This is a genomic window from Kitasatospora sp. NPDC059747 (assembly GCF_042732955.1).
Lineage (GTDB): Bacteria > Actinomycetota > Actinomycetes > Streptomycetales > Streptomycetaceae > Kitasatospora.
Genome location: NZ_JBHWGV010000082.1, coordinates 1 through 11,047 on the forward strand (window position 1 = coordinate 1; position 11,047 = coordinate 11,047).

12 protein-coding genes are annotated in these 11,047 nt (G+C 71.2%); 3 read left to right on the forward strand and 9 right to left on the reverse strand.

Translation table 11 applies throughout. The features are described from left to right. Positions 1 to 57: 57 nt before the first annotated feature. Genes ACFV4G_RS29725 through ACFV4G_RS29750 form a run of 6 tightly spaced genes read right to left on the reverse strand, consistent with a single transcriptional unit; the run spans position 58 to position 5,272 of the window. Complete coding sequence (locus tag ACFV4G_RS29725) at positions 58 to 378, reverse strand: DMT family transporter (protein WP_380445204.1); 321 nt, start codon at positions 376 to 378, stop codon at positions 58 to 60. 7 nt (positions 379 to 385) lie between these two features. Further along, positions 386 to 1,135, reverse strand: coding sequence for an HAD family hydrolase (locus ACFV4G_RS29730; protein ID WP_380445205.1), 750 nt, complete (start codon positions 1,133 to 1,135; stop codon positions 386 to 388). A gap of 51 nt (positions 1,136 to 1,186) precedes the next feature. Continuing rightward, positions 1,187 to 2,272: an ABC transporter ATP-binding protein gene (locus tag ACFV4G_RS29735; RefSeq protein WP_380445206.1), complete on the reverse strand. Its 1,086-nt coding sequence runs from the start codon at positions 2,270 to 2,272 to the stop codon at positions 1,187 to 1,189. A 34-nt stretch (positions 2,273 to 2,306) separates the two neighbouring features. Then, positions 2,307 to 3,116: an ABC transporter permease gene (locus ACFV4G_RS29740; protein ID WP_380445241.1), complete on the reverse strand. Its 810-nt coding sequence runs from the start codon at positions 3,114 to 3,116 to the stop codon at positions 2,307 to 2,309. Continuing rightward, entirely contained in the window at positions 3,116 to 4,099 is a 984-nt protein-coding gene (locus ACFV4G_RS29745; protein WP_380445207.1) for an ABC transporter permease, read from the reverse strand. The genes ACFV4G_RS29740 and ACFV4G_RS29745 overlap by 1 nt, the downstream gene beginning before the upstream one ends. A 6-nt stretch (positions 4,100 to 4,105) precedes the next feature. Then, positions 4,106 to 5,272, reverse strand: coding sequence for an ABC transporter substrate-binding protein (locus tag ACFV4G_RS29750; protein ID WP_380445208.1), 1,167 nt, complete (start codon positions 5,270 to 5,272; stop codon positions 4,106 to 4,108). 348 nt (positions 5,273 to 5,620) lie between these two features. Between ACFV4G_RS29750 and ACFV4G_RS29755 the strand changes: the two genes are divergently transcribed. Continuing rightward, on the forward strand, positions 5,621 to 6,409 hold the full coding sequence (locus ACFV4G_RS29755; protein WP_359960935.1) for a GntR family transcriptional regulator: 789 nt from the start codon (positions 5,621 to 5,623) through the stop codon (positions 6,407 to 6,409). 45 nt (positions 6,410 to 6,454) lie between these two features. On the opposite strand, the gene ACFV4G_RS29760 is transcribed toward ACFV4G_RS29755, so the two are convergent. From ACFV4G_RS29760 to ACFV4G_RS29770, 3 genes are all read right to left on the reverse strand, one after another. Next, entirely contained in the window at positions 6,455 to 8,029 is a 1,575-nt protein-coding gene (locus ACFV4G_RS29760) for a TauD/TfdA family dioxygenase (protein ID WP_380445209.1), read from the reverse strand. Between the two features lie 159 nt (positions 8,030 to 8,188). After that, positions 8,189 to 8,716, reverse strand: coding sequence for a GNAT family N-acetyltransferase (locus ACFV4G_RS29765; protein ID WP_380445242.1), 528 nt, complete (start codon positions 8,714 to 8,716; stop codon positions 8,189 to 8,191). A gap of 5 nt (positions 8,717 to 8,721) precedes the next feature. Beyond that, positions 8,722 to 9,936, reverse strand: coding sequence for a hypothetical protein (locus tag ACFV4G_RS29770; protein ID WP_380445210.1), 1,215 nt, complete (start codon positions 9,934 to 9,936; stop codon positions 8,722 to 8,724). 246 nt (positions 9,937 to 10,182) lie between these two features. Here ACFV4G_RS29770 and ACFV4G_RS29775 point away from each other — a divergent pair, with 246 nt between their 5' ends. Then, the gene (locus tag ACFV4G_RS29775; RefSeq protein WP_380445211.1) at positions 10,183 to 10,635 is read left to right on the forward strand and encodes an ATP-binding protein; all 453 of its coding nucleotides are present in this window, start codon (positions 10,183 to 10,185) and stop codon (positions 10,633 to 10,635) included. Positions 10,636 to 10,687: 52 nt separating this feature from the next. Further along, entirely contained in the window at positions 10,688 to 10,924 is a 237-nt protein-coding gene (locus tag ACFV4G_RS29780; protein ID WP_380445212.1) for a hypothetical protein, read from the forward strand. The last annotated feature ends 123 nt before the right edge of the window (positions 10,925 to 11,047 follow it).

Sequence of the window (11,047 nt, forward strand, 5' to 3'; positions counted from 1 at the left end):
GCACGGTTCTCCGTGCCGCGCCGCCGGACCGGGAGGACGCCGCCGGACCGGGAGGGCTCAGTGGCCGCCCTTGAGGTTGAGCACGACCACCCCGACGATGATCAGGGCGATCCCCGCGATCTGGAGCCTGCCGAGCGACTCGCCGAAGGCGACGACGCCGATCCCGGCGACCGCCGCCGTCCCGGCGCCCGACCAGACCGCGTACGCGACCGAGACCGGGATGTGCTTGAGCGCGCGGCCGAGCAGCGCGAAGGAGAGCACGTAGCCGACGCCCACGCCGACGCTGGGCCAGAACTTCGAGAAGCCCTCGGTGAGCTTGAGGCAGCTGGTCGCGCAGACTTCGCTGAGGATCGCGAGGGCGAGGAGGAGGTAGGGCATGCCGGACTCAAACGGCCTGGTGGGCGCCGAGCTTCCCGAGCAGGGCTAGATCCGCGTTCGCCAGGCTGTCGAGCAGCGTGATCCGGGCGCCGTCCGGCATCGGCGTGGCCGTGGACGGGACGGCGAGCACGGCGCAGCCGGCCGCGCTGGCGGAGGTGACGCCGGTCGGGGTGTCCTCGACGGCGACGCAGGCGGCCGGGTCCAGGCCGAGGCGCTCGGCGGCGGCCAGGTACGGGTCGGGCGCGGGCTTGGTCCGCTCGGTGTCCTCGGCGGCGAGGGTGACGGTGAACCAGTCCCGGCCGATGGTGGACAGGACGAGGTCGACCACCCGGCGCGGCGAGGCGGAGACCAGCGCGGTGGGCACCCGGGCCTCGCGCAGCGAGGCGAGCAGGGCGAGCGCGCCGGGGCGCGGGACCGTCTCGGCGGCGACCTTACCGGCGAAGGACTCGCCGAGCCGCTCGGCGACCTCGGCCTCGCTCAGCTCGGTGCCGCTGACCCGGTGCAGGTGGGCGGCGGTGTGCTCGACGGCGCGGCCGAGCACCTCCGGGGCGTCCTGGTCGGTGAGCGGGCGGTGCAGCTCCTCGGCGAGCTCGGCGGCGGCCTCCCACCAGAGGTGCTCGGTGTCGACCAGGGTGCCGTCCATGTCGAACAGGACGGCGGCGGGCAGTGCGGACTCGGGCAGTGCGGACTCGGGCAGTGCGGATTCGGGCAGTGCGGACCCGGGCAGCGCGGATTCGGGCAGTGCGGATTCAGGCATGGCGGTACCTTCGGTGGATCGTCAGGAGCGAAAAGGGGACGTCACAGGCTCTCAGGCCGAGCGGCGGTCCACCAGTACGGGTCGCTCGGGGAGGGTGAGCGCGGCGCGCGAACCGGCCGGGAGGGCGGCGGCGGCCTCGGTCGGCAGGTCGGCCTTGACCTCGGTGCCGTCGTCCAGGCGGACGGTGAGCCGGGTGACGGCGCCCAGGAAGGACGCGGTGACGACGAGGGCCGGGCCGTTCGCGGACGGGGTCAGCGTGACGTTCTCCGGGCGGACCAGCACCTGGAGCTCGCCGTCGACCGGCAGGGCGCCGTCCACGGCGTGCCGGCGGCCGAGCACCTCGACGCCCCCGTCGGTGCGGGTGCACGGGATCCGGCTCATGGTGCCGACGAACTCGGCGACGAACGCGGTGGCCGGGCGCGAGTACAGCTCGTTCGGGCTGGCGCACTGCTCCAGGCGGCCCGCGCGCAGGACGGCGACGCGGTCGGCCATCGACAGCGCCTCCTCCTGGTCGTGGGTGACGAACAGGGTGGTGATCCCGAGCTCCTGCTGGAGGCGGCGGATCTCCTCGCGCAGCTGGAGGCGGACCTTGGCGTCCAGCGCGGACAGCGGCTCGTCGAGCAGCAGGACGCGCGGCTGCAGGGCGAGCGCGCGGGCGAGCGCGATGCGCTGCTGCTGGCCGCCGGACATCTGGTGCGGGTAGTGCCCGGCACGCTGCGGCAGGCCGACGAGCTCCAGCAGCTCCTGGGCGCGCCGCCGGCGCTCGGCCTTGCCGGCGCCGCGCATCCGCAGACCGAAGGCGACGTTGTCGAGCGCGGTCAGGTGCGGGAAGAGGCTGTAGGACTGGAACACCATGCCCGCGTCGCGCTTGTGCGCCGGGATCGCGGTGATGTCCCGGCCGTCGACGAGGACCTCGCCGGAGTCGTGCTGCTCGAAGCCGGCCAGGATGCGCAGCGCGGTGGTCTTGCCGCAGCCGGACGGGCCGAGCAGGGCGAGCAGTTCGCCCGGGTTGACGGTCAGGTCCAGGCCGTCGAGGGCGGTGGTGGCGCCGAACGAGCGCCGCAGGGAGCGGAATTCGACGGTCGCGCCGCCGGTGGCCGGGGCCGTGCCGGTGGCGGTGGCGGTAGCCGTGGTCATGGGGGAGGTACTCCTGGGAAGCGGAAGGGGCGGATCAGGACCGCGCGGCCTTGCGGCCGCGGCCGACGGCGGACATCAGCAGCAGGACGAGCCAGACGATCAGCAGGCTGAGCATCGACACGGCGACGGACATCTGGCCGTCGCTCTTGCCGTTGGAGTTGATCCACACCGAGAAGGGGGCGAAGCCGAGGATCGAGGCGGTGGTGAACTCGCCGAGCACCAGGGCGACGGTGAGCACGGCCGCGTTCAGCAGCCCGCTGCGCAGGTTCGGCAGGACGACGGTGAACACCGCGCGCAGCCAGCCGGCGCCGCAGTTGCGGGCGGCCTCGACGAGGGTGACGACGTCGACGCCGCGCATCCCGGCGTCCAGCGCCCGGTAGGCGAACGGGAGCGCCATCAGCACGTACGCGATGATCAGGACGACGGGGAAGTTCGGGTCCTGGATGGCCACGATGGTCTGGAAGAACGGCGTGTCCTGCAGGTAGTCCGGGCCCCAGCGCAGCACGCCGATGATGCCGGTGGTCAGCGCGACCACGGGGACGACCAGCGGCATCGAGCACATGATCTCGATCACCGGGCGCAGCTTCGGCGCGCCGAGCCGGGCGGCGAGCATCGCGGGCACCAGCAGGAGCAGCAGCACCGCCACGGAGACGCCGGCGAGTTCGAGGCTCAGCACGAGGCTGTCGGTGAAGCCGGGGGCGTTCACCAGCTCCGTGTAGGCGCGGAAGGTGGTGCCGCCCTTGTTGTCGTCGATGCTGAACCACAGCGACGCGGCCATCGGGACGGCGAAGTAGATCCCGCAGATCAGCAGGACGAGGCCGCGGCCGAAACGGATGCGGTTGATCAGGCGAGCCACTTGGCACTCCGGCGCTGAAGGGGCAGGTACACGGCCATCACCAGGCAGGCGACCACGATCATGTCGAGGCCGAGGGCGAGGGCGAGGTTGCCCTGGCCGACCAGGACGTTGCCGGACAGCGCGTCGCCGATCTGCATCGAGATCAGCGGCACCGAACTGCCCACCATGGCCTCGGCGGTGGCGTACGCGGCGAAGGAGGCGCCGAAGAGCAGCACGAAGCCGCCGAGCAGCGAGGGCGCGAGCACCGGCAGGGCCACGTGGCGCCAGTACTGCACGCCGGTGGCGCCGTTGTTGGCCGCCGCCTCGCGCCACTGGGTGCGCAGGCCCTCCAGGGCCGGGGTGATGGTGATGACCATCAGCGGTACCAGGAAGTACAGGTAGACCACCGAGAGGCCGGAGAAGGTGTAGAGGTTCCAGCCGTGCTTGGTGAGGCCGAACTGCTTGGTGACCTCGCCGGAGTTGCCGAGGGTGGCGACGAACATGAACGCGAGCGGGACACCGCCGAAGTTGGCGAGCACGCCGGAGGCGGACATGACGGCCTCACGGAACATCCGCAGCCGGGAGGTGGCGACCGCCTGGGCCAGCGGCAGGCCGACGACGGTGGCGATCAGCGCGGTCAGCAGGGAGAGCTTCACGCTGCCCCACAGGGCGGTGAAGTAGGCGCCCTGGAGCGAGCCGGTGAGGTTGTCGGTGGTGAACGTGCCGCCGCCGTCGGGGGCGTCGGAGGAGGTCGTGAACGCGCCGATGGCGATCGCGATGGCGGGCAGCCCGAAGCCGATCGCGAAGAACAGCAGCAGGGGGAGGGCGGCCAGCCAGGCCCGGCCGCGGGGTCCGCCGCGCTTGCCGGGGCGGGGGGCCTTGGCGGCCGCGGTGGTGGCCGGGGATTCGGGGGTGACGGAGCCGGGGGCGCCGCCCCCGCCGCTACGCGCGGCGGAGGCGGAGGCCGGCACCGGGGTGGGAGCCGTGGTCATCTCAGGTCAGCCCGCGATCGCCTTGGCCCAGTTCTCGGTCACGACCTTCTTGGCCGCGTCGGTCTGGTCCGGGGTGGGGAAGGTGGTGAAGGGCTTCTCGACCGGCGGCAGCTTCGAGGCGGCGTCGGCGTCCAGGGTGCCGGCGGCCTTCATGGCGTCGAAGAGGGCCGGGGTGGCGAAGCCGCCCATGAAGCCGTTCTGGCCGGCGGCGCTGTAGAGGTACTCCTCCCACAGGCGGGCGGCGGCCGGGTGCGGCGCGTCCTTGTTGACGGCCTGGTTGTAGTACTGCGCGTAGGAGCCGTCCGACGGGATGGCGACCTGCCAGTCGATGCCCTTGTCCTTGAACTTCACCGAGTAGCCGGCGTTCAGGTACGACCAGTCGATGCTGATCGGGGTCTCGCCCTTCTCGATGGTCGCCGGGGTGACCTCGACCGGGTTGAAGTTGCCGGCCTGCTTGACCTTGCCGAAGAAGTCGATGCCGGGCTGGATGTTGTCCAGCGAGCCGGCGTTGGCGAGGGCCGCGGCGTAGACGGCGCCGAAGGCGGCACCGGCCTTGGTCGGGTTGCCGTTCAGGGCGACCATGCCCTTGTAGTCGGGCTTGAGCAGGTCGGCGAAGGTCTTCGGGCAGACGGCCACCTTCTTGGCGTCGCAGCCGATCGACATGTAGCCGCCGTAGTCGTTGTAGCTCAGGCCGTTGGCGTCCTTCATGGTGGCCGGGATCTTGTCGAAGTCGGCGACCTTGTAGGGGGCCAGCAGGCCCTGCTTGCCGGCGCTGATCGCGAAGGCCGATCCCAGGTCGACGACGTCGGGGGCGCGGTCCTGGCCCTTGCGGGAGGTGATCGCGTTGATCTCGTCCTGGCTGGAGCCGTCCGGGTTCTCGTCCTCGATCTCGATGCCGTACTTCGCCTTGAAGTCGTCCATCAGCTTGCCGTAGTTCGCCCAGTCGCGCGGCAGCGTGATGACGTGGAGCTTGCCCTCCTTCTTGGCGGCGGCGACCAGCGCGTCCATGCCGCCGAAGTCGGCGACGGAGGTGGCGGTCTTCGCGTCCTTGCCGCCCGAGGCGCTGTTGGACTTCGCGGAGGACGAGCCGGCGGAGCCGCAGGCGGTGAGGGAGAGCGCGGCGGCGGTCAGGACGGCCGCGAAGGCGGCGGAGCGGGCGCGGTGCACGGACACTGGTCAGTCTCCTGATCGGGGGTGTACTGCGAGGGGTGAGTGCGAAGCAGAGGTGTCTGATCGGGGGATCGTGCGAGTGGCGGCCGGTGCTCGGGTTCGTCCGATAGCCGGGCGAGTCCGTCCGAGTTGACTAGCCAACTTCGCTGACGGGGGTAAGTAACCCGGAGTCCGGTGACGGGAAGGTGAACGGACGGCCCAGAACCGGGGTCGGCTGCGGGAACGGTGGAATCCGGCCGGTCGGGAGTGATCCGTCCGGTGCGATGCTTCGAAGGCGCAGCGGGATAAGGTCGGGCTGTCCGCGCCGGTACGGCTGCGCAGGACACCGCCCCAGGAGGGACATTGACTGACGTGGCAACGGATCCCGGGCTGGAGCCGGGGCGGCCGGCGGAGCGCACGGGAGCCCTCTACCGCAAGGTGGCCGCCGACCTGCGCGAGGCGATCACCTCCGGCGCGTTCGGCGAGGCGGGCCGGCTGCCGGCCGAGGGCGCGCTGGCCGAGCAGTACGGGGTCTCCCGCGGGACGGTCCGCCAGGCGCTGGCCGTGCTCCGCTCGGACGGACTGGTCACCTCCCGGCGCGGCACCCGGCGCGTGGTGCTCGGCGGCGCGCGGGTGCAGAGCTTCTCCGAGCTCCTCAGCTTCACGCACTGGGCGTACTCGATGGGGGAGGAGCCCGGCGGCATCCTCGACTCGCTGGTGCGCCGCCCGGCCGACGCCGCCGAGCGCGAGCAACTGCGGCTGGAGCCGGGCGCCGACGTGTACGTGACGGTCCGGCTGCGGACGCTGTCCGGCACGCCGGTGATGGTCGAGCGCACCGTCTACCCGCCGCGCGTCGGCGAGATCGTGGCCGAGCTGCCGCCGGACGTCGTCTCGCACACCGAGGTGCTGCGCGAGCACGGCATCCTGTTCTGCGACGCCGACCACACCATCGACATCGTCGCGGCCAACGCGGAGGACGCCCGCCTGCTCGGCTGCCGCCGCGGCGGCCCGCTGCTGCGCGAGCGGCGGCGCACGACCGACCCGACCGGCACGCCGGTGGAGTGGTCCCAGGACCGCTACCTGCCCGGGACGGTGGCGTTCAGCGTGCACAACTCCCTGGCGACGTCCGCGCTTTCGCGGCACGCGCGCGAACTGGACTGAGCCGGGAGGGGAGGACCTTTCGGTTCTCCCCTCCCTCGCTCCCCGCTACTTCATGAGCGAGGCGAGCAACGGGCGGTAGTGCTCGAAGTCCGGCGTGGGCGCACCGGCGGCCTTCGCCTCGTCGTCCCAGCGGCGGACGGCCACCGCGTCGGCGGCGCCCGGGAGCGCGGCGAACGCGGCGGCCTGGGCGTCGTCCATCGGGCCGCCCTGGACCTTGAGCGTGTACTCGGACGCCTCGGACAGCCGCGCGCGGTAGTCCGGCTCGACCGCGCACAGGTAGCGCTTCGCCGCGACGTGCAGCCGGACGGGCCCGGTGACCTCCGGGCCGAACCACTGCGCCAGCCAGTCGGCGCCGCTGTCGTTGTGCCGGTTGTCCTGCCCCTGCATCAGGTCCCGGCCGTGCAGCGTGCCCTGGAAGTGACCGACGTCGTGCAACAGGGCCGCGGCGATGAGGTGCGCCGGTGCTTGGACCGCCTCGGCGGCAGCGGCGGCCTGGAGCATGTGCTCGGCCATCGTGACCGCCTCGCCCAGGTACTCCCCGGCGCCCTCGCCCGCGAACAGCTCGGCGACCGCGTCCAGGGCGGCGGTGCGGCGGTGCAGCACGGCGAGGGTGGAGGCGAGCGAGTCGAGGTCGGCGTAGCAGCCCTGGAGGTGGCGGTGGCCGTCCTGCTGGAAGGCCGTCCGGGCGTGCAGGAGGCGGGTGTTGTCGAAGATCAGGCAATCGCCGGGGCCGAGGCGGAAGGTCAGCTGGAGCTCCGGGCGGAGCGTGATGGCGGCGAAGCGGCGGTAGGCGGCGTAGAAGGCGTTCCTGTCACCACTGCGAAGGGTGCCGATCGACCGGTTGTTGAACCGGACCTCGCGGATCCGGCCGAGCGGGTCGACGTCGATCAGCGGACGGTCGGCGCGCAGCTCGGTGCCGCGGTCGCGGAAGACGAACGGGACGGGGGTGCGGGTGAGGACGGCGAAGTCCGCCGGGGCTTCGTCCCGGAGGACGGCGGCGGCCTTGAAGCCGTCGACGAGCCCGGAGTCGCCGCCGGTGGCGGAGTTCTCCAGGCAGTGCAGGAGCTGGAGGGTGGGCACCGGGTCCCGGTACGGGTTGTCGGTGTGCGGCGTGATGGCGGCGCTGGTGAAGGCGAGGTTGTTTGGGTCCGGCTCGACGCGGACGTCGAACAGCTCGCCGTAGTTGGTGACCCGGACGAACCCGAAGCTCTCGGCGACCTCACACACCTTTCCCTCCGTGGTCGGCACGCCGCGCAGCACCGCGAACCCGCTGCGCCGGACGGCCGCCAGCACCGCGGCCTGCTCGGCGGGATCGGCCAGGTACGCCTCCCACCCGGCCTCCGGCAGCCCGCGCCGGAAGTCCGCCGCGACCCAGAGCCGCTTGTCGGCCTCGGTGCGCCCGTCCCCGTCCCCGGCCTCGGCCAACCAGGCGAGCGGGTAGCGGGAGCGGTGGCCGTCCGACCAGAGGACTTCGAGGTTCCCGTTCATCTCGCACTGCGCCGCGATCGCGAGGTCCTCGGGCAGGTCGGCGATCTGGAACAGCTTCTGCCCGTTGCGGGGGTCGCGGCACTCGGCACACGGGCAGTTGTCGCGCAGCCAGTACGTTGGCAGCTCGGGCATGGCGGGTCTCCTCCTCGACGGCATCCCGGTCGGGGTGGAGTTGTATAGCCAACTTCACCCCGTCGCCCGGGAGCCTGCCGCCCCCCGGTGAGTTCCCGGTGCCCTGCGGGTGAACGCCCCGGGAACTGTGCCGGTAGCCGCTGACTGAAACCTGTTGCGTCACAGCTCCAGGAGCAACACGTCGTGCTCCGCCGCGCCCTCCCACGGCACCGCCGTGCCCACTGGTCGGTAGCCCCACGCGCGGTACGCGGCCTGTGCTGCTGTCGCCTCCGGGCGGCTGTTCAGCATCACGCGCTGGTTCTTCAGTCCGTTCAGCAGGGCACGGTGCATCTCGGCGGCCACGCCCCGCCTGCGCCAGGCGGGGCGTACGGCCAGCTCGAACAGTCCGAACGTCCGCTTCCCGTTCTCGAGGCGGAGATCCTCGGCTACTGGCTCGATGAGCGTGTCCCACCAGCCCGTGCCGGCGGCCAGCGGGTAGCCGTACGCCATGCCCACCACCGTCTCGCCATCGAACGCCACCGCTGCCCGAAAACCCCGCCTGCGCACCTGCGACCGGAATCGCCGGAACGCGCGCTCCACGTCGGGCGGGCTCGCCCCGTACGGCGGTTCCGCGAAGGCCTCGGCGAACACGGCTTTCAACTGCTCTTCCAGGAAGGCCGTCTGTGCTCCGTCCAGAACCCTGACCATCACCGTCACGCTGCCTCCCCCTTATTCGCTGTCACCCCGAACTCCCGCATGTGTTCTACGAAATCCCGGGTCACTGCCGAATCGATCAGCTCGGCAAAGGCCGCCACGGTTCGTAGCCTCTCAACCAGCCGGGCAGAGGTCATGCCCTGAGCCGCGTCGGCGCTCGCGCACGCCTCCGCGCAGGCCTCTTCCACAGCGCCGGCCTTCATGAGCACTTCGGCCAGGCGTGCCCGGTACAGCGCCGCATTCCGGCTGTACGTTGGCCCGAGCTGGCTCACGGCGGATCTCAGAAACGGGATCGCGTGGAAGGGGCGACCGTTCTCCACGTGCCACGCGGCAGTGGCGTAGTCGACCTCGACTTGGCCGGCGAACGCCGTCCATCGGGGAGCCTCGGTGTCCTTGTCGGACCGGTCGTGCCAGGTCAACGCGAGCGAAAGCGCGCGACGGGCGGACGCGTGATCTCCTGAGGCTGACAGCGCCCGCGCGAGTCGCAGGGCGACGACCGATCTCACTTTGGGACTTCCGTGCGTCTGCGCCAGCTTTCCGGCGGCGTTAGCTGCGGCCACCGCCTCCCAGGGGCGCCGCTGCTCTACGGCAAGCATGGACAACTTGTCCAGCGCCCGGACTTCCAACAGCGGATCGCCGACCAACCGGGCCGAGGTCAGAGCCTCGGTGCAGGCCGCCCGTGCTTGCGCAGGGCGGCCTGCATCGAACTCGATCCACCCGAGATGGGAGTGCAGCGTGCCGGATAGAACGTGAAGTTCCCTCCCGATCCGTTCAAGATACGACCCGTCCGTCATTGCCTTCTCGACTTGCCGTAGTACCTGCAGAGCCGCCTTCTGCGCGACTTGGCCGCCCTGGGAATGGTCGATGGCGTAGAGACCGGACACTTGCGACTGAAGAAGCTGAACGTCCGAAGCTCCGATCCGGCGTCCCCGGGCAGCCGGGAGGACGGTGGCGCCCAGGATCGCGCCTACCTCTACGACGAACTGCCGGCGGTGCACGTCCTCATGGTGCCCGCTCATCAGGCCACCGCGTGCTCTCTCAAGTGGGACAGCGAATCCGAGCTCGCTGAGCGGAACGCCCAACATGGCCTCGATCACTACCTGTTGACCTGGGTGAGGCAGCGGGGGATCTGGTGACTCCCATCGGCGGAGCTGGCGGACGCTCACTGCGGCGTCGATGGCCATCCGCTTCGCCATCTTCGAGAACGCGGCCACGAAGGATTCCTGGGTATAGCCGGCAGCCCTTCGGAGGTCTGCCAACGATCGCCGCGTAGCCATGGCCTCCGCCTCGCAGAGAGTCGATCACTGGTCACACTCTGCCACTGATGACCCTCGGTGTGTGCCGCACGTTCCAAAACGTCCGGTGAAACGTCCGGTCACTCGGCGCCCATGCGGTTTCCACAGACGGTGAACTGAGGTCAGCCCGGTTCCGGGCAGACAGAGCACCCGAGGGAGCGACTTGTGTCCATCGCCGTTGATGCGCCGTCTCGCGTACTGGCCCCGGCCACCGCCGCTCTTCGCTACCGGCCGGAGTCGGCGAGCGCGGCGCGTCGGCTCGTGGAATGCAAGCTCGCGGACTGGTGGCTGTACGAGTTGGTCGACGAGGCCGCGCTGATCGTGTCCGAGCTGGTCGGGAGCGCCGTCAAGACCGGCTGCCTCACCTTCATGACGGTGAGGATCCGTCGGGTTACGGCCCAGATCGTGCGGATCTCGGTGCAGGACGGATCCCGCACCATGCCGGTCCTCATCGAGGCGGGTGACGACGAGGAATGCCACCGAGGCCTCGCTCTGGTCCACAGACTCACGCGCGGGCAATGGGGCGTCACGCCGGACGAGTTCGGCAAGACGGTGCACGCCGATCTTCGTGTGCCGTCCAGCCGATTGTCCGAGCAGCAGTTTCCCGCAGCGTCCTGAACTCCTCCCCGTGCGGGGAGGTGGCATCAACCGAATCGAAGTGGAGATCACAGTGAACGAACCCATCGACTTCAACCCCGCCTCGCACCCCGGCCTGAACTGGTCGGTGGCCCAGGACTCCCAGCTCGACGACACGGTGGAGTGCGCGGCGCTCGCCGCGATGCCGAACGGCCTGATCGCGCTGGCCAACATCAACAACGCGAACGCCGTGGTCGAGCTGACCCCCGGTGAGGTGCGGAAGCTCAAGGTCGCGTTCGTCGCCGGCCAGTACGACCACCTGTTGGCCTGAGGACCCGAGCTTTATTGCGGCGGGGGGGCCCCCCCCCCGGGGGGGGCCCCCCCCCCCCCCCCCCCACACCGAGACACCAACACAAAAACCCACCCACACACCCCCCCCCCCCCCCCCCCAGAC